We start from the raw sequence: 20096 nt of genomic DNA, 5'->3' as shown, positions 1-20096 counted from the left end.
CAATATACCCAGACATTTTCAGGAGTGCCATAATGAAGCATCAAGTTCAATTAGAGTGGGGTGGCAGGACTATTACCCTTGAAACGGGCGCAGTGGCCAGGCAGGCCAGTGGTGCCGTGTGGGCAAGATACGCTGATACGGTGGTCCTGGCCACAGCAGTTGCCATGCCTGAACCCAGGGAAGGTGTCAGTTTCCTCCCCCTAACGGTTAACTATCAGGAGAAGACTTACGCCGCCGGCAAGATCCCCGGCGGTTTTTTTAAGAGAGAAGGTCGTCCTACCGAGAAAGATACTCTCACCAGCCGGCTCATCGATCGGACGATCCGACCGCTGTTCCCCGAAGGGTTCAACCACGAGGTCCAGGTCATTATCAACATCCTCTCCGTAGACAGGGAGAACGATGCTGATATTCTTGGGCTCATAGCCTCATCGGCTGCCCTCATCCTGTCTGATATACCTTTTGATGCGACCGTGGGAGCTGTAAGGGTTGGCCTGATCGATGGCAAGTTCGTTTTTAACCCGACCTATGGGCAGCTCGAGACAAGTAAGATCGATCTAATTGTAGGCGGTACCCGCGAAGCTGTTATCATGGTCGAAGGTGAAGCCAAGGAAGCCTCAGAGGAAGAGATGCTCGAGGCCCTGGAGTTTGCCCACGTCGAGATCCGGAATATCATCGACCTTCAGGAACAGCTTCTTCCCCTTGCAGGCAAGGAAAAGTGGGACTTTCAGTCACCTGCCGGAGATAAAGCTCTTGCTGAAACCGTACAGCAGTTCTGCCGGAATGAGGTTGCTGAGGCCATCAGGATCTCTGACAAGAAGGACAGGAAGGTCCGCTTGAAGGAGATCCGGGAACAGGCTGTGTTCGAATACGGCACTGGCGTGGATGGTGAATCCCGTTCAGGTGAGATCGACGATATTTTCAGGTCCATGGAAAAGGAACTCATGCGGGCTATGGTCCTTGAAGAAGGCCGCCGGATGGACGGACGTAAACCGGACGAGATCCGGGATATCACATGTGAGGTGGGAGTTCTCCCACGGACCCACGGCAGTGCCCTCTTTACCAGGGGTGAGACCCAGGCCCTGGTAGTCACCACCCTCGGAACCAAAGATGACGAACAGATCATGGACACTCTTGAGGTGGACTACAGACGAAGGTTCATGCTTCACTATAACTTTCCTCCCTTCTGCACTGGCGAGGCCAAGTTCCTGAGGGGACCGGCGCGCAGGGAGATCGGCCACGGCAACCTGGCCCAGAGGAGTTTCCTCCCTGTCCTCCCCACCAAAGAGCAGTTTCCATATACCGTAAGGGTCGTGTCTGACGTGCTGGAGTCCAACGGTTCTTCCTCCATGGCGACTATTTGCGGTGGAAGCCTGGCCCTGATGGATGCCGGTGTACCCGTCCCCAAGGCGGTGGCAGGTATTGCCATGGGTCTTATCTTTACACCGGAAAAATCGGTGGTTATCTCTGACATCCTTGGGGCCGAAGACCATCTCGGCGACATGGATTTCAAAGTTGCGGGAACCCGGGACGGCATCACCGCATTTCAGATGGACCTGAAGATCACTGGCGTGAGCCGGGAAGTGATGGGTGTAGCCCTGCAGCAGGCGAAAGCCGGCCGTGCCCATATCCTGAACGAGATGGACAAGGCGTTAAGCGCACCCCGTGAAACCATGTCTCCCTACGCTCCTCGTATCATCACCATCCAGGTCAAGCCCGACAAGATCCGGGAGATCATCGGCCCTGGCGGCAAGGTGATCCGGGGAATCGTTGAGGCTACTGGTGTCAAAATAGAAGTAGAAGACGTCGGTACAGTGCTCATAGCCTCTTCCGATGAGGTCGCAGCCCAGAAGGCTATCGATATGATCAACGCCATCGTGGAAGACCCAGAGATCGGCAGGATCTACCGCGGTGTCGTCAAGAAAGTGATGGATTTCGGTGCTTTTGTAGAGGTTGTCACAGGTACCGACGGACTTGTTCACATTTCACAGCTCGCTGATCACCGGGTTGCCAAGGTCGAGGATGTTGTTAAGGAAGGGGATATTGTAAACGTCAAGGTCCTTGATATTGACCGCGACGGCAAGATCCGCCTGAGTATGAAAGAGGCTGAACAGGATCTGGCCTCTGGTGGCAAAACGGACCCCGAATAACCTCTATCCCCTGAATGACCTCTAGATCAGGAACAGGCGTTGTCAAGGGAATCCTCCCTAATGGGCTCAGGGTAATTATTGAGCCTCTTAGGGAGTTTTCCTCTGTCAGCATGGGAATCTGGGTCCTGGCCGGTTCCAGGGACGAAGAGGCCAGCCAATCCGGCATCAGCCACCTCATCGAACATCTCACCTTCAAGGGAACATCACGCCGTACGGCCAAGCAGATCGCCCTCGAAACAGATTCCCTGGGTGGCTCCCTCAACGCTTTTACCAGCAAGGAGTTTACCTCCTTCTACGCAAGGGTGCTGGGAGAAAACCTTTCCCAATCCATGGACCTCCTTTCAGACATCACCTTAAATTCGCAATTTGCCGCCCAGGAGCTTTCCAAGGAAAAAGATGTCATCCTCCAGGAGATCTCCATGGTGGAAGACACGCCTGACGATCTCATACACGATCTGCACTGCCAGGAGTTTTGGGCGGATCAGAGCCTTGGAAGGCCCGTACTCGGAACACCAGACTCTCTCCTGTCCCTCACGCGAGATCAGGTGCTGGGTTTTCACGCAAACAGATATCGCGCTGGACAGATGATCATTACGGCGGCGGGGGCCCTTGAACCTGATAAATTCCTCCGTGAGGTTGAGGATGCCTTTGGAGACCTGGAAAAGGGAGACCCACCGGTTTCGTGGGAGCCTACCAGGGCTACTCCCGGTGTATGTGTCAAGAACCGTCCCATCGAGCAGGTCCATACCTGTATCGGTGTCCAGGGACTGGCTGCCGATGACGAACGCCGGTATGTGATGTATCTCCTCAACACGATCCTCGGAGGCGGAATGAGCTCAAGGCTGTTCCAGAAGATCAGGGAGGAGTACGGTCTGGCCTATTCCGTCTACAGTTACCATTCAGCATACCAGGACACAGGGGTTCACACAGTGTACTGTGGTACGTCTGTTGAGGGGTTTCCCAAAAGCATGGAGATCATCAGGGAAGAGACACAGCGGCTTGCTGCAGAGAAGGTCCTTGATGTTGAACTTGCAACGTGCAAAAGGCAACTCAAGGGGAACCTTCTGCTGGGGCTGGAAAGTACCAGCAACAGGATGAACCAGCTGGCGAAGAACGAAATCTTTTCCGGCCGTCATGTCACTCCTGAGGAGATCGGAGAGGGCATCGAAGCTGTCACAGCCGATGATATCCGTGATCTGTCGTCGATGCTTTTTCAGGAAAATGCCTTTGCCGTAACGGTGATAGGCCCAGTGAGTGAGGCTGAGGTCCATGAGATCGTGGGATAGGTCGCCGGTACCGGAGCTTCTCCTTACAACCCTTCCACACGCCAGAGATCTGGCCCTCCCCGCATATGCTACAGATGGATCGGTAGGAATGGATCTGGCCGCCGCCATCCAGAATGATGTCGTGATCGAGCCTGGGCAGACAGGTCTGGTGCCCACCGGGTTAATGATCGCCGTTCCCAATGGATATGAGGCCCAGATTCGTCCAAGAAGCGGGATGGCGCTTGAACACAGCATTATTGTTCCCAACTCTCCTGGAACAGTGGATCCTGATTACCGGGGGGAAGTAAAGGTCATCCTTCTCAACCTGGGCAGCAACCCCTTCAGGATCAGCCGCGGAATGAGAATCGCCCAGATGGTCATCGTTCCTGCTGTCAGGGCGTCCATTAAGGTTGTCAAGGAACTGCCTGCCACGGACAGGGGTGATGGCGGGTTTGGTCATAGCGGGACGTAGCAGAAGGATGAAGGATGAAGAATGAAGAAATGCTTAATATTCCTCCTCCCTCTCCCTCGACCAGGCTCGGGACCCTGAGCTTGTCGAAGGGCTTCCCTATTCCTCCTTCTCAAGCTGAATCTTAATCACCGAGTTTACCGAGGTGTAACTTGAGCCAGCATGTTGGAATCAGCGCTCTTGCCAGCGGCAGCAAGGGCAACTCAATCTTTATCGATGGACCTGACGGCTCGCTGCTTGTCGATGCGGGCTTAAGTGCCAGGGAACTCATGCGCCGCCTTGCCCACATCGAGGCCTCTCCGGATCGTATTTCGGGCATTCTGGTAACCCATGACCACAGTGACCACCTGCGCGGGGTACGGGTGCTGGCCAAGAGGCTGGGCCTCACGGTGTACGGTACCGCAGATACTTTGAAAGCCGCTGAACTTCCTGAAAACACCCGTGTGAAAGTTGTGAAGGCCGGGGAAGAGTTTACCGTGGCAGGGTTTACAATAAGACCCTTTTCCCTGCCTCACGACGCCCGGGACCCGGTGGGTTTTTTACTGGACAGGGATGGTGTGAAGATCGGCATTGCCACTGATCTCGGCTATGCCACAGCGCTGATCAAGAGGCGACTGGCCAGATGTGATATGCTTGTCCTGGAATCTAATTACGATGAGAATATGCTCATGGAGGGACCCTATCCGTGGTACCTGAAGCAGAGGATCAGAAGTCGGAAGGGGCATCTATCCAACGAAGATTCCTCACAGGTCCTGAGCGAACTTCTTCATCCGGGTCTGCAGCGTGTTATCCTTGCCCATCTCAGCGAGGTCAATAACTGTCCCAGGGTTGCTCTGGACGAGGCAGCCGGGGCAACTGGATATCAGGGTAACGGTGTGGATCTCAAGGTTGCCTGTATGGCGGAACCAACTCCGATATTCTATATTGAAGAATGATCGGTGATCGGCTAAAGGTGCTGAAAACAGAACGCAGAATAAAATCGAAGGCTGCATTACCAGAAGGCAAAAGCGCTGAAGGCGGGTTTAACAGGGATAAAGGGGATACAGGGGATAGGAAAAATCTGTAACGGCGTATCGGGGTATCCGCCTTCGTCAATAAATCTGTTTGACTTCGGCGTGACAGGTCGGTGTGTCGGGGAAAAAGCACAAAGGAAGGGATAAGTCGGCTGTGAAAAGGCATTGGAATCCGGATGGTGGACTGTTTTTTTCTGTACCCTGCACTTTGCACCCTGTACTGATTATCCCATCCCTTTTATCCCCTTCATCCCTGTTAGAAATGGTTTGTTGTTCCTGGTTTAAGGTTATAGAGCTTTTGAGATTTGAGATCTGAGATTAAAGAGAGGAGCTCGCCATGATCCCGCGTTATACCAGACCTGAAATGGCAGCCATATGGGAACCGGAGAACAGGTTCCGGATCTGGCTGGATGTGGAGATCGCTGCCTGCGAAGCGTGGAACAAATTGGGACGCATCCCCGATGATGCTCTTGCAATAATCAAGGAGCGGGCGGATTTTGATATTGACCGGATCGATGAGATCGAGGTGGAGGTCAAGCACGACGTTATCGCCTTCCTCACCTCGGTGAGTGAGAAGGTAGGTCCTGAATCCAGATATATTCACATGGGGATGACCAGTTCGGACGTTCTGGACACAGCCTTTGGAGTACAGCTGGTCCAGGCCGCCGATCTGATCTTCCAGGATATTGAGGAGGCCAGGACCGCGGTTCGCGAGAAGGCTCTTAAGCATCGCGACACAGTTATGATGGGCCGATCCCACGGAATGCATGCGGAACCGACCACTTTCGGGCTGAAAATGGCTATCTGGTATGAGGAGTTGGGACGGTCTATGGACAGGGTTCGCAGGGCCAGGGATGCCGTGGCAGTGGGGAAACTGTCAGGAGCCGTGGGAACCTACTCCAATATCCCTCCTGAAGTGGAAGCCCACGTCTGCGCGAGCCTTGATCTGGTTCCTGCCAGAGTGGCGACCCAGGTGATCCAGAGAGACCGCCATGCCGAGTACATGACAGCGTTGGCCCTGACAGCTTCCGGCATCGAGAAGTTCGCAGTTGAGATCCGTCATTTGATGAGGACCGAAGTGGGAGAGGTACAGGAAGCTTTTACCAAGGGACAAAAAGGTTCCTCGGCCATGCCCCACAAGAAAAACCCCATCCTATCAGAGAACCTCACAGGCCTTGCCAGGCTGATAAGAGGGTATAGCCTTTCAGCAATGGAAAATATCCCCCTGTGGCACGAGCGGGATATCAGCCACTCCTCGGTGGAGCGGGTTATCTTTCCCGATGCCACCATGGTAATGGATTTCATGCTCCACCGTTTCACCTCCATGGTTGAGACTCTTTTGGTAAATGAGGAGCGAATGAGTAAGAACATGGAACTTTCCGGCGGGACTACTTTTTCCCAAACCTTGCTACTGGCTCTGGTGGATGCGAGTATGGCGCGGGAGGAAGCTTATGCCATAGTCCAGCGTAATGCGCATAAAGCCATGGATTCGGGGCGCGCTTTCTCTGATCTTGTCAAAGAGGATCCGGATGTGGGGAAGGTGCTGGACCCGGCGGCCGTGGACTCCGTTTTCGATCCTGCTGCCATGCTCAAACGGACGGGGATCATCTTCGACAGGGTGTTCGGGGAAAAGCTGTAGCTATGTGACTATGTGTCCAGGTATCTACGTGTCCAAGAACCTGCGTGCCTAAGTATCTATGTGTCCAGGTGTTTCAGTTCTTACATAGGTACATAGATAATGACTTCGCAAAAAGTCATCAACGCGCCCCGAGGGGGGCGCCCGGATCAATGACTGTCGATATAAGTCATTGATCTGTAAGGAAAGTGAAAACGACGCTTTTCACTTTCCGAGGAGCAAAAAGCCGATAACGGACTTTTTGCGACCCTGTCATAGATACCTGGATACGTAGATACGTTACACAGGAGGTTCACCAGTGGCAGTCAGGATCGAGGTGGGTTACAGAGATGGAGTCAGGGACCCCAGGGGAGAGCGTGTCGTTTGGGAGGCGCTGGAACTTGCGGGAATAACGCTTCAGTCTGTTCGCACGGTTTCAGTCTACACGGTTGATATCACCCTCACAGAGCAGGAGCTTGAAAAGATAGCATCAGGGCCTTTTACTGACCCCATAATCCAGGAATACGCTGTGGGGAGGCCGGTTGGTGGTGTTTTTGATCTTCTCATCGAGGTTGGTTACCGGCCGGGGGTTACCGACAACGCTGGAAGAAGCGCCGGTGAGGCTGTATCACAGCTTCTCGGCAGATCCCTTGAACCTCACGAAGGGGTATTTACCTCCATCCAGTACCAGATACATGGCGATCTTTCTGAAGATGATGCCCACCGTCTTGCCTCGGAGGTTCTGGCCAACGGGTTGATCCATCGATGGCAGGTGATCCCGGCAGAAAAGTATGACCTTTCCACCGGTCTCGAACCTGAGGTACCCAGGGTCAGCATCATCGGTGGCGGGCGTGTTCAGGAGGTGGAACTTGCCGGCGGTGACGAACACCTTATGAAGATCAGCAGGGAAGGTCTGCTTGCCCTTTCCCTCAAGGAGATGAAGATCATTCAGGCCCATTTCATGGATCCCGATGTGCAAAAAAATCGGAAGGGGATGGGGCTTGGGCCGAAACCTACCGATGTGGAGATCGAGGTGCTGGCCCAGACCTGGTCTGAACACTGCAAACACAAAATATTCAACGCGATTATCAGGTACGAGGATGAAGAGGGCAATGTTGAGACGGTGGACTCTCTCTTTTCCACCTACATTGTTAATGCCACGGAGCGTATCCGGAAAGAGCGGGGTGAAGAGGACATCTGCCTTTCCGTGTTCAAGGATAACGCCGGAGTTATCCGATTTAATTCAGACTACAGCCTCGTTTTCAAAGTAGAGACCCACAACTCTCCTTCAGCCCTTGACCCTTACGGCGGTGCGCTCACCGGTATCGTGGGTGTTAACCGTGACCCCTTTGGCACCGGATTGGGGGCGAACCTCCTTTTTAACACCGATGTTTTTTGTTTCGCGTCTCCCTTCTACAGTGAGCCGTTGCCACCCCGCATCCTCCACCCCAGGAGGATCTACGAAGGGGTTGTGGAGGGGGTTGAGCACGGCGGGAACAAGAGCGGTATCCCCACTGTTAACGGTGCAGTTGTTTTCGACAGCAGGTTCCTTGGCAAACCTCTTGTATACTGCGGAACAGCAGCTATGATGCCCGCTGTGGTCGCCGGTAAACCCTCCCACGAGAAGAAGGTCTGTGTGGGGGACAGGGTGGTCATGGTGGGGGGCCGCATAGGAAAAGACGGGATCCACGGGGCAACTTTCTCCTCGGAGGAACTTCATGAAGGATCGCCGGTCTCTGCTGTCCAGATAGGTGATCCCATCACCCAGAAAAGGATGTTCGACTTCCTCCTCATTGCAAGAGATGAAGGACTATATACGAGCATCACCGATAACGGTGCAGGTGGACTTTCTTCCTCGGTGGGTGAGATAGCAAGGGACACAAACGGTGCTGTCCTTCACCTTGACCTGGCACCCCTCAAATATCCCGGCCTTGATCCCTGGGAGATCTTGATCTCGGAGGCCCAGGAACGCATGACCGTTTCGGTTCCGCCCCAGAACCTGGACCGCTTCATCGAGCTGTCAGAAAAAATGGGGGTGGAGTCCACCGATCTTGGAGAGTTTGACGATTCGGGCTACTTCAAGGCCACCTATGAAGGACGGGTCGTAAGCTGTCTGTCCATGGAGTTTCTTCATGAGGGTCTGCCCCAGATGGTCCTCGATGCCAGGTGGGATCCGCCTCAGCTGGAAGAACCGGAGGTCAAGGTGCCCCTGGATCCGGGCGCAACTCTTCTTGATCTTCTCGGCCGTCTGAATATCTGTTCCAAGGAGTCCATTGTCCGCAGGTACGATCACGAGGTCCAGGGCGGGAGCGTTGTCAAACCGTTCACAGGGGTCTGCAACGATGGGCCTTCAGATGCCGCTGTTATCCGTCCTATTCTTGATTCCTTCGAAGGGGTTGTCGTTTCCAACGGTATCGTACCGAGGTACAGCGATATAGATACCTATGACATGGCTGCCAACGCTGTTGACGAAGCCCTGAGGAATTATGTCGCAGTTGGCGGAAACCCTGCCTGGGCCGCTGCCCTTGACAACTTCTGCTGGTGCGACCCTGTACAATCTGAAAAGACCCCTGACGGCACATACAAGCTGGCTCAGCTGGTGCGAGCGAACCGGGGGCTGTACGATGCCGTAACGACTTTCGGCATCCCCCTGATATCGGGCAAGGACAGCATGAAGAACGATTACATCATGGGTGATATCAAGATCTCCATCCCGCCGACCTTGTTGGCCTCGGTTATCGGCCGCATGGAGGATGTACGACAGGCCGTTACGATGGACCTGAAAAAAGCAGGCAACTACCTCTATATTCTGGGTGAAACGGCTGACGAACTTGGTGGCTCGGAATATTATGCGCATCTGGGGTATATTGGCCGACAGGTTCCGGTTGTGAACTTTTCAAAGGCCAAGGAAAGATACGACAGGTATCATCAAGCTCTGCGGCAAGGGCTTGTACGTTCCTGCCACGACTGTTCTGACGGCGGGCTGGCTGTGGCTCTGGCGGAAATGGCCTTCGCCGGTGATGTGGGTATAACCGTGGATCTCGATGCGATCCCGGCCGCAGGGAATTTCAGAGAAGACGTGACCCTCTTTTCAGAGACCGCGTCGCGATTGCTGGTGGAAGTAACTCCTTCCGCATCCCGGAAATTTGAGGAATTGATGGGAGACACCACCTGGGCCCGTATCGGGCAGAGTACTGATGATCGCCGCATGGTTATCAGGGAAGGAGAAAGGGAGGTGATCTCCCTTTCCCTGGATGATATGAAAAGGGCGTGGCAGGAAACATTAAGCGGCCTCTAGGAGGCCGCTGCAGGACACGGAGACACGGAGACACCGAGACACGGGGAAGGACCGCACCACGTCTGATTTTTCTCCGCGTCCCCGCGTCATCGCGTCGCCGCGTCAAACGAATTTAACGGAGTCATAAATGAGTATCACCCCACCACGCGCCATAGTGATTACCGGTAACGGGACCAACTGCGAAAGGGAGGCTGCCCAGGCTTGCCGTCTTGGAGGTTTCCACGCTGATATCGTCCATTTTTCCTGGATCCTTTCTGGTGAGGTCACCCTGGACAGCTATCAGTTTTTGAACCTTACTGGAGGTTTCCTGGACGGGGATGACCTGGGATCGGCCATGGTCCACGCCAACCGTCTCAAGTACGCTGTAGTTGCCGGTGACGGAGAAAGGGTCCTGGAACAGATCTCAAGGTTTATCACCGCCGGGAAACCGATCCTGGGTGTATGCAACGGTTTTCAACTCATGGTGAAAATGGGTCTTCTTCCCGGCCTGGACGGCGGGCTTGATCGCACCGCAACCCTTACCTTCAACGATTCAGGACGGTTTGAGGACAGGTGGGTGACCCTTCTGGTAGATGAGGACTCTCCCTGTATTTTCACAAAGGGTATTCAGCATGTTCCTCTTCCAGTGAGGCATGGGGAAGGGAAGTTCACGGTGAAAGACGGTCAGATACTGGAACAACTCAAGGCCCGACGGCTTTTGACAGTGCGCTACATGGATGCGGCAACGGGAAAAGCCACAATGACTTATCCGGGCAACCCCAACGGTTCCATTGAAGGGGTGGCGGGTGTTTGTTCCCCCTCTGGGCTCCTTTTTGGTTTAATGCCTCATCCGGAAGCCTACCTTCACAGAGTGAACCACCCAAGGTGGACACGGGAAGATCTTCCAGAGGAGGGTGCAGGTGTTGCAATTTTTCGGAACGCCTATGAGTATGTTATTCAGGCTCTCTGACAGCCAAACCTGTTATTGTCTATCAGGAAGCCTTAAAAGTGCACCTGTGCACCGGTGCACCAGTGCACTGAACCCTGGAAACGAAGCGCCGATTTCAGCCCAGCGCCAGGAGCAAGTGAGCATATAATGACAGTAGACCCTTTCGATAAATTTCATGACGAGTGTGGCGTATTTGGTATCTTCGGGCATCCGGAGGCCGCCAATATGACCTATCTGGGACTGCACGCACTACAGCACCGCGGTCAGGAGAGCGCCGGTATTGCTACCACGGACGGTTCCCGGATCTATCGCCATGGGCAGATGGGTCTCGTGAATGATATCTTTACACCTGCCGTTATCGACAAACTTCCAGGCAGGGCGGCTATCGGCCACAACCGCTACTCTACCGCCGGTGAGAGTCTGTTAGAGAATATTCAGCCCATATCGGTTACCTACGCCAGGGGAGGCCTCGCAGTTGCCCACAACGGGAACCTGGTCAACGCCCAGGAGATCCGCCAGGATCTGGAAGAATCAGGTGCGATCTTCCAGTCCAGTTCGGACACTGAGGTCATTGTCCATCTCATGGCCAAGTCCCGCGGCGGGCACATCCTGGACAGGCTTGTAGAGACCCTCAACCAGATAAGGGGGGCCTATTCCCTGTTGATACTGACGGAAAAGAGACTCATTGCGGTGAGGGATCCCAGGGGGTTTCGCCCCCTGGCCATGGGCCGATTGGGCGATTCCTGGGTCTTTACTTCAGAGACCTGTGCCCTTGATCTTATTGAAGCCGAGTACGTGAGGGATGTAAGCCCCGGCGAGATCGTTATGGTAGACCAGGATGGAGTCACATCCCTTTTTCCCTTCCCCAAAATGAAAGCATCGCCCTGCATCTTTGAGTATATTTATTTTGCCCGACCCGACAGCGTTCTTGACGGTATCAGCGTCTATGGCGCCAGGAAAAGACTCGGGCTCCAACTTGCCCGTGAGGCGCCGGTGGCCGCCGATGTGGTCATCGCTGTACCTGACTCGGGTGTTCCCGCCGCCATTGGCTACGCGGAAGGGATGGGGATCCCCCTTGAATGGGGACTTATTCGCAACCACTACATCGGTAGAACCTTTATTGAACCGAGCCAGTCTATCCGCCATTTCGGTGTAAAGCTCAAGCTCAACCCCTGCAGGGAAACCATTGAAGGCAAACGGGTGGTTCTCATTGACGATTCCATCGTTCGGGGAACCACCAGCCGCAAGATCGTGAAAATGGTCCGGGCCGCCGGAGCCGCCGAGGTCCACATGAGGATAAGCTCTCCCCCCACCGTTAATCCATGTTTTTATGGGATCGATACCCCTACCCATCAGGAACTCATCGCTTACAGCCACGATGTAGAGGAGACCAGACGCTACATTACAGCCGATTCTCTCGGATACCTGAGCCTCGAAGGGGTAAGAAGTGCCGTGAGACCGGACCTGTCACCGGATTCCACCGGTTTTTGCGAAGCCTGCTTCTCGGGGGACTATCCGGTGGCGTTCCCGCGGGATGACACCCAGATGTCTCTCTGGACCCAGAGGATAACCCATGTATAAACGGCAGGATCTTTGGTCCTCATCGAGAACGCTTTTTCGGAGGGTCAGGTGGATTCAATCAGATTAGCGGTGCTCCTTGGGGGCACTTTTTTTCTGGCTTTCGGGCTCGCTGCCTACAGATATTTTTATACCGTGCTCGGGGCAACTGCTGGTCTGGCGGTCTGGATGGCGGTGTCAGACACCCTGGTCCAGCTTCCAGGGCTCAGGGAACATCCTGGAACGGCTGGCCTTCTGATACTCGCACTTTTGGTTCTCACAGGGGTGTTCCTCGCCTCAAAGTTCCGGAGACTGCTGGTTTTTTTCAGTGGACTGGGAACCGGGCTTCTGCTCTCCCAAACATTTTCCGTTTTTATGACAGGGGGTGCTTTGTCCGATACCGCATTCCGGTTCGGTCGAATCGATGCCATGGATATTCTCGTTGGACTCATCGGTGGTATTCTGTTCCTCCTGTTTGAGCGAGTTTTCGCACTTCTGCTCACATCTGTTGTCGGCAGCTTCCTCTGCACATGGGCTATAGGGGGGGGCAGGTGGACCTTTGCTGCATGCCTGCTTATCGGACTTGTAGCTCAGCCTCTTATTTTCACGAGGTTTAAACCTCCCCCCCCTGCAGCTGCCGGCAAGGACCGGACCGGTTCGACGACCTTGATGGTTTTTCTGCTGCTATGGCTGCTGCCCGCCCAGGCCGCAGCCAGCTGGGTCGTGGAAAGGGTTCACCCTTTAACCTCCCGGGTGGTAATAGGCGCCGGATGGAGGGACGGTGTCAAGGAAAATGAAAATTACGCTGTTATTGATAACCGCGGATCCTTGATCGCGGTGATCTCAGTTGGTGAGGTTTTCTCCACCTCCTCCTACTCCGTGGCTATTTCTCCGGAGAAGTTAACTCAGGTCATACCGGGGATGGGGATCGTGATCATGGAAGAGTTCGAGTTTACGCAGGCCATGAAGCTGGGCGGAGAATCACGATTTGAAGAGTTTCTGAAAAAATACCCCGACAGTGAGAACCGCAAGGCGGTTATTGAGGCACTGGACGAGAGCCGGTACAGACTGGCAGAGCTGACCGGAACCGTTGATGCTTTCCGCCAGTTCCAGAAAAAATATCCAACCAGCCGATACGGTGCCAAAGCGAGGAAAAAGGAGGAGGAACTTCTTTTCAAAAAGGCGTGGGATGAGGGGACTGAGGAGGCCTTCCGGGATTTCCTCAGCAGTTTCAAAGGAACCACTCTGGTCACCGGTATTTCTGAAGTTCGTGCTTTTCTGAAAGCCAGGCAGATCGGGAAGGTCTATGCTTACCAGGATTTCCTGGCCGCCTATCCAGGGGGGAAACTGGCTGGCGAGTTTGTTCCCTATATTGATGAGTTCGAACTGTGGGCCGAAAAACTGGAATTCGGCCGCGATCCAGTTGAGGCTATCAGACATTTTGGTGAACTGGGTGACGAGACCGCCATCCCCTTCCTGGTTGGGAAATTGAACCTTGAGGCCCTGGAAAGTGAAGCCCGTAACGCCATACACATGATCGGAGTTCCGGCTTTAGGCACTCTCATGGAGGTTCTCATTTCTCCCCTGCAGTCAATTGATCTCAAGGATAAGGTGGCGGTCATTATCGGCCAGATCGGGGAGATATCCACCATACCGGCCATAAGGACCTATGTTGACAAGGAAAAAACCCCCGCGGGGCGCAAAGCCCTCTTGATGCTGGAAGATAAGGCCGGCAGATGATATAAATAAGAGAAACCCAAAGGTTAAGGGTTGATGGACACGCAAAAAGTCCATCAATGCGCCCCACGCGGGGCGCCCAAATCAATGATTCTCACTGTAAGTCATTGATTTGTAAGGAAAGGGAAAACGACGTTTTTCCCTTTCCGTGGAGCGAAAAGTCCCGGATTGGACTTTTTGCGATTTTATCAAGGTTAAAGGGTAAAGCAAATCGCAATTTAAAAATTAACTCATTTCCAGGCCCTGGATAACAACTATGTCGAAAAGAAAAAAAGAGATAAAGAAGCGAAAACAGCTGGCAGGGGATTTTCAAAAGGACGAGAGCCTTCTGACGACCGAATCAGCCGAAGATATCCAGATAGCACAAGACTCGGGACCTGGAGAACCTGAAGATCTTCACCCTCCGGAGTCACCTATTGATGACAGCCAGATCTTGACAACACCTTTGCCTTCTTCCCGAAAGAAACCTGGTCAAAAGAAGAATACTCCCGGCCGTCAGCCCAAGGCTGCCGTGGCAGCAGATTCCTGGCTTGGCCAGAACAAGGAGAACTTTCTCCTTGGCCTTCTCGTACTTTACGTTTTTCTTCTGGGTCTTGGGACCGTAGGGGAGCTCTTCGAGATCGAATGGATCCTGAACCTCCCGCTATTCAGATAAAAGAAAACCAACGAGCCTGCTTTTTTTTATTCAACTTGTAGACCACATCTTGGGTTTGAAACGATTTGGAACTTTGTGGAGATGCAATACGAAGGATATTTTGCAGTAAGAGGTTGTTTTGCCTGAAATAATACAGGCAAACACACGGGATGTTGCTATTCATCGGTAGATTCAAGTTTGATAGAGTCGCAAAAAGTCCAATCCGGGACTTTTCGCTCCACGGAAAGGGAAAAGCGTCGTTTTTCCTTTCCTTACAAATCAATGACTTACGGAGTAAGTCATTGATTTGGGCGCCCCGCGCGGGGCGCATTGATGACTTTTTGCGAAGTCATCAAGTTTGAGCAACATCCCGTATGGAGGTGAAAATGACTTCACAGTCGAAACGGCTCCCCCGGCTCATCATCCTTTCCCTGTTCTTGCTGATTTTCCTCTGCGCACCACTGATCGCTGATGTTGCCTATATTATTAAAAGGCCTTCCGGGGACAGGGATGTATCGATCATCTTCTCTTACGACCCCGATGCTGAAGCCCAGATCCTGGCAAAGATCAAGGAGAAAGGGCACATCCTCAAGTGGCAGATCCAGTGTGCCGACAAGTATGCTTTCTACCGTCCTTTTGAATTCACCCAGGGGCGTATCAGCCTAAGACCAGTCCTGTGCCTGGTCAAGAAGTTCTATTGTCAAACTGACGGTGACAAGGAAGGGTTTGTTTACCAGGGGTATCTGTTTTTAGAGCCATTTTTTGATCTTTCAAGCCCCGTTAATATTATTCTCGCTGACAAAACCATCCAGGCCACCTTCATCCAGTAAGGCTGATCATGGTGCATAAATGGCATCCGCTGTTTACAGGGAAATGGGGGAGTGCGATGAGTAAAACCAAAAGAGCATTGCTGGTCCCGCTGGCGATTTTACTCTTCATGGGTGCGGGATGTCAGACCCTTTCCAGATCCCTGCCGGAGGCAGACCCAATGGCATCGGACGGCCCCGGGGTCAGCGGCCGGGTTGTCCTGAAGGGGACCCGACAGCCGGTACAGGGAACTCATATTTACGCCTACACCGATTACAGCAAGAACCTTATCGGTGTCGCCGATCATGTCAGCAAAGGTTCGGCCGAGGACGGCTCCTATTTTCTGAAACTACCCCCCGGGGAGTATTATATTGTTGCCAGGAAGAGGCTGTCAGGTGCGAACTATGGACCCATCGTGTCGGGGGACCTCTACGATCACCGGTTTGAACAGCAGGCATTGAAAATTCCAGAAGGCGGGGTCCTTGAAAAGGATTTTGAACTGGAAACGCTTAGTGAACCCATGTTCTTCCAGGTTTTCACTGAAGGCCAGAGAAAAACCGGGACAGGTGTCCGGGGAAGGGTCTTTGATGAAGATGGGGAGGCGGTGCCCGGGGCCTTCGCAACGGCTTACAGAACCAGCGATATGAGGCGCCTGCCTGATTTCGTTTCCACCTTAACCGCCGATGACGGCAGCTTTACTCTTTATCTTCCTGCCGGTGGAAAATGGTATATTGGTGCCAGGTCCCATGCGCGTGGGGCTCCCGAGCCTGGTGAGCTTGTGGGCCGGTATGATGGTTCCGATGACCACTCACTGCTGGCGACCGAAAACAGTTTCGTGGAGGGAATCCAGATAATCCTCAAGCCCTTCTCCTCCCAGGTCCCGGCAGGGTACACGCCTTACTGAGGTCCGGTCTGGCTCTGGGGACGGGTTTGGGTAGATATAGGGGAAAATGATGTCTCAAAAGTCTGGATCATGGTTTACTGCTCCGATCCTGTTCCTTGCTGTGGTCATTGTGTGCGGTTATCCCGCCCTGGGCTCCGCCAGGGAGATGACCCCAAAAAAATCGGGTATCAAGGGCAGGATCGTGATGAAAAGTACCGGTGCTCCTGTCCACAAGGCTTACGTTTATGGCTACGTGGGGAAAATGGAGACAAGGGCTGCCCAGTTGGGGATCATCGGGATCACAGACTGGGTAAGCCACGGATCGGCAGAGGACGGGACCTACAAGCTGGATCTTCCGCCGGGAAAGTACTACATCGGGGCACGTAAAAGGGCCAGCGGTTTGAACTATGGCCCCCTGTTCAAAGGGGACTGGTACGACCACAAGCCTGCCCGAAAGCCCATTGTCATCAAGAAGGGTAAGTATCAGACGTGCGATTTTGAACTTGTAAAACTTGAAGAGCCCATGTTCTTCCAGGGGCTGACAGCTGCCATGAAAGTAACGGATACAGGGGTCAGGGGAAAGCTTCTGAACGAGGACGGGGAACATATCCCCGGGACCTTTGTTATGGGTTATGCCGATGATGACATGCAGCGAGCTCCTGATTTTGCTTCTACCCTTACAGACGATGAAGGATACTATACCCTCTACCTCCCCAAGGGAGGGCAGTACTGGCTGGCCGGACGGTTTTACGCTATGAAGATGCCCCAGCCGGACGAGCCTTTTGCGCGGTATGAGGGATCTTCCGACCATTCCGTTCTGGTGGAGCAAGGCCAGTTCCTGGAGGGGATCGATCTGGTTCTCAGACCCTACGACGGCGACCCCTCCGGGGGAGCCATGCCCATGCACTGATCAATGACTGCTTCCCGGACGACATCCCTTCCCAAACTGATCAATCGCCTCCTGGAGCTGCCTCCATGTGAAGACAGTAGATCCAGGGAGGACCTTTACAATACTCTGGTTAATATCCTGGGGGAGACGGTTGAGGCAGATGCCTTTGCCATATTGCAGCTCCATCCAGGGAGGGGAGCTGCCAGGATCCTGGGCGGCTCGGGGCTTCGTACAGCCGCAGACAAACGGCCAGAGAAGCTGAAAACACCCCAATTGGCTGAACGTGCTGCCAATTTCCCCCATGTGCCTGCCCTGGTCGTGAAAGGTCCCTTTGCCGATGATCCGTTCCTGAACAGGGAAGGGGTTCGCTACCTGCTTTTTAAAACAGTTTCTGTTGGTAAGGTGTTCATGGTCACGGCGGCCCTCCGCAGGGAAAACAGGTCTTTTACCCCCAGGGAGGTTGAAAAGTTTGCCGCTGTTTCCGGGGTGATCAGCCTGCTTGCCAGCTCATCCTCCTCCAAAGAAGAGCCTGATCCATCGGGTAGTACGGATAAATTGACCGGTCTGGGACTTTTCTCCGAATTTCACGAGACCATGGTAAATGAACTTTCCAGGGCCAGGCGAGGCGGAGGTACAGTTGCAATGGGGATCATGTCCGTGATATCCAGGGAGTCTGTCTCCAAGGACGAGGCCCTTTTGGACGTTATTCGGACTTTCCAGAGCCACCTGAGAAACTTTGACACCCTGGTCCGGTACAGCTCTATGATGCTGGCCTTTATTCTCCCCGATCTCAGGAGTGCGGAAGGGGTGCGGGTATTGGATCGCGTAACGGGAGAGATCATCTCATCCCTTGGTGGTGATGGCATCGCACCAGAGATCTACGTTGGCTTATCCTGTTACCCTGAGGATGGAGCTACGGTTGAGCGGTTGATCGAGATGGCCGAAGCGGCCATGAACCAGGCTCTTGAAGAGGGCACACCAGGAGTGTCCAGGTGGGAAGAATAAAAAATAGGAGCCAGAATCCAGAAGCCTGTAGAAAGGCTCGGTTCCTTTATAAGCGATAAAACCAAATTTACCGCAGAGTACGCGGAGGGACGCGGAAGAAAAGCGAAAGCTAACGTAAAATCTCTATTCATGGACTGCTATTTTCTCTTGGATCTTGGATTGAATCTGAGTTATAAGATTTGAGATCTGAGATAAGAACAATCCACCTTTTAGGAGACATCTTTCATGAGAAATACGATCCTCATCCTGGTTCTAACCCTTCTGTTGCCGGTGCCGATCCTCGCGGTGGAGGGGAATTTGGCCCCCGTCAGTCTTCAGACCGAGGAGTGTTTAGGCTGCCATATCATCGCCACCCCCGGGATCGTCAAGGACTGGCAGCGTAGCCGCCACTCCCGGACAGTGCCTGCCCAGGCTCTAAAAAAAGATAAACTGGCCCGACGCGTATCATCCGATTCGATCCCTGAGGCTCTTTCCAAGGTGGCGGTGGGTTGCTTCGAATGCCACGGGCAGAACACCGGCAGTCACGCCGACAGTTTCGAGCATAATGGCTATACCATCAACGTGGTGGTATCACCCGTGGACTGTTCCACATGCCACACTGTGGAGGTCCAGCAGTACAGCGGGTCCAAAAAGGCCATGGCCCACGGGAACCTTATTGACAACCCTCTTTACATGACGCTGGCAGACTCCATTCTCGGACACAAGACGTGGGTGGACGGCGAATTCAAGACGGCCGTCGCCAGCACCAACGCTCTTCACGAGACCTGCCTCGGGTGCCACGGTACGAGGATCGAGGTCAGGGGCATGAAGACCATCGACACAGATCTCCTCGGAGAGATCCAGGTTCCGGATCTTGCCGGTTGGCCCAATGAAGGAGTGGGGCGGATCAACCCTGACGGCAGCTTCGGTTCCTGCACGGCCTGCCACCCACGCCACTCCTTCTCTATCGAGATCGCTCGTAAACCCTACACCTGTGCTCAATGCCATGTGGAGCCGGACACCCCTGCCTGGAACGTATACAAGGAAAGCAAACACGGAAACATCTACCTTTCGAAGAAGCAGGAATGGAATTTTGATAATGTGCCCTGGGTACTGGGGGAAGATTTTACGGCGCCCACCTGTTCGGTGTGCCACAACAGCCTCATAACGAACCCGGACGGTGAGGTCCTTGCCGAAAGGACCCACGATTTTGGAAGCCGGCTCTGGGTGCGTCTGTTCAGCCTTATATACAGCCATCCCCAGCCGCGCAAAGGTGACGTGACAATAATCCGGAACGCCGACGGCCTTCCTTTGCCCACCACCTTCGCAGGGGATCCGGCGACCGAATACCTTATCGATGAGGCTGCCCAGGAAACACGCAAGGCAAGCATGACTGCGGTATGCGGCGGCTGCCACAGCACCGATTGGTTCACGGGTCACTTCGCCAAAATGGACCAGACCATCGAGGAGGTGGACAGAATGATCCTCACGGCCACCCAGGTGATGCAGTCGGCGTGGGATGCCGGAGTGGCAGACGAGAGCAACCCCTTTGACGAGGCCATCGAAAAGCGGTGGTCACTGCAGTGGCTTTTTTACGCCAACTCCATTAAATACTCTTCCGCCATGACGGGCGCTCCTGACTACGCCACGTTTAAGAACGGCTGGTGGGAGATGTCGAGGAATCTGGAGGAAATGCAAGAGATAATAGAGATGAAAAGGCGGAGCCTGGAGCCAGGAGCCGGGAACCAGTAGGAAACAGAACGCAGAACGCAGGACGCAGAATAAGATCTTATACAAAGAGCCGATCCCGTAAAAACCAGGATCGGCTCTTTATTTGGTTGGTAATTCTTAATAATCTCGGAATCTGTGA

At 53.8% G+C, this 20096-nt stretch carries 15 protein-coding genes; all 15 read left to right on the top strand.

The annotated features are described in order from the left end of the window. The first annotated feature begins 32 nt into the window (after positions 1-32). The 15 genes from pnp to P1S59_01265 all read left to right on the top strand — a co-directional run bounded on the left by pnp (position 33) and on the right by P1S59_01265 (position 19978). Positions 33-2147, top strand: a complete 2115-nt coding sequence (pnp, locus tag P1S59_01335; GenBank protein ID MDF1524899.1) for a polyribonucleotide nucleotidyltransferase — start codon at positions 33-35, stop codon at positions 2145-2147. 14 nt (positions 2148-2161) lie between these two features. Then, positions 2162-3433, top strand: coding sequence for a pitrilysin family protein (locus tag P1S59_01330; protein MDF1524898.1), 1272 nt, complete (start codon positions 2162-2164; stop codon positions 3431-3433). After that, complete coding sequence (dut, locus tag P1S59_01325; protein MDF1524897.1) at positions 3417-3884, top strand: dUTP diphosphatase; 468 nt, start codon at positions 3417-3419, stop codon at positions 3882-3884. The genes P1S59_01330 and dut overlap by 17 nt, the downstream gene beginning before the upstream one ends. Before the next feature lie 149 nt (positions 3885-4033). Then, positions 4034-4816 (top strand): MBL fold metallo-hydrolase, encoded by a 783-nt coding sequence (locus tag P1S59_01320; protein ID MDF1524896.1) that lies wholly within the window; start codon positions 4034-4036, stop codon positions 4814-4816. 415 nt (positions 4817-5231) lie between these two features. Beyond that, on the top strand, positions 5232-6533 hold the full coding sequence (purB, locus tag P1S59_01315; GenBank protein MDF1524895.1) for an adenylosuccinate lyase: 1302 nt from the start codon (positions 5232-5234) through the stop codon (positions 6531-6533). 295 nt (positions 6534-6828) lie between these two features. Next, positions 6829-9807 carry a phosphoribosylformylglycinamidine synthase subunit PurS gene (locus tag P1S59_01310; GenBank protein ID MDF1524894.1) on the top strand — a complete coding sequence of 993 codons (2979 nt, stop codon included), beginning with the start codon at positions 6829-6831 and terminating at the stop codon, positions 9805-9807. Between the two features lie 133 nt (positions 9808-9940). Beyond that, entirely contained in the window at positions 9941-10756 is an 816-nt protein-coding gene (locus P1S59_01305) for a phosphoribosylformylglycinamidine synthase subunit PurQ (GenBank protein MDF1524893.1), read from the top strand. Between the two features lie 126 nt (positions 10757-10882). Next, positions 10883-12316, top strand: coding sequence for an amidophosphoribosyltransferase (gene purF / locus P1S59_01300; protein MDF1524892.1), 1434 nt, complete (start codon positions 10883-10885; stop codon positions 12314-12316). Positions 12317-12364: 48 nt separating this feature from the next. Then, positions 12365-14032, top strand: coding sequence for a hypothetical protein (locus P1S59_01295; GenBank protein ID MDF1524891.1), 1668 nt, complete (start codon positions 12365-12367; stop codon positions 14030-14032). A 253-nt stretch (positions 14033-14285) separates the two neighbouring features. Then, positions 14286-14684: a hypothetical protein gene (locus P1S59_01290; protein ID MDF1524890.1), complete on the top strand. Its 399-nt coding sequence runs from the start codon at positions 14286-14288 to the stop codon at positions 14682-14684. Positions 14685-15049: 365 nt separating this feature from the next. Next, the gene (locus P1S59_01285) at positions 15050-15493 is read left to right on the top strand and encodes a hypothetical protein (GenBank protein ID MDF1524889.1); all 444 of its coding nucleotides are present in this window, start codon (positions 15050-15052) and stop codon (positions 15491-15493) included. 56 nt (positions 15494-15549) lie between these two features. Further along, entirely contained in the window at positions 15550-16374 is an 825-nt protein-coding gene (locus tag P1S59_01280; protein ID MDF1524888.1) for a carboxypeptidase-like regulatory domain-containing protein, read from the top strand. Between the two features lie 49 nt (positions 16375-16423). Beyond that, entirely contained in the window at positions 16424-17263 is an 840-nt protein-coding gene (locus P1S59_01275; GenBank protein ID MDF1524887.1) for a hypothetical protein, read from the top strand. 3 nt (positions 17264-17266) lie between these two features. Then, positions 17267-18247 carry a diguanylate cyclase gene (locus P1S59_01270; protein MDF1524886.1) on the top strand — a complete coding sequence of 327 codons (981 nt, stop codon included), beginning with the start codon at positions 17267-17269 and terminating at the stop codon, positions 18245-18247. A gap of 225 nt (positions 18248-18472) precedes the next feature. Continuing rightward, entirely contained in the window at positions 18473-19978 is a 1506-nt protein-coding gene (locus P1S59_01265) for a multiheme c-type cytochrome (protein MDF1524885.1), read from the top strand. Positions 19979-20096: the final 118 nt, after the last annotated feature.

This window comes from bacterium (assembly GCA_029210965.1).
Classification (GTDB): domain Bacteria; phylum BMS3Abin14; class BMS3Abin14; order BMS3Abin14; family BMS3Abin14; genus JALHUC01.
The sequence above is the reverse complement of the archived record's forward strand: the minus strand, read 5'-3'. Positions and strand labels throughout refer to the sequence as shown.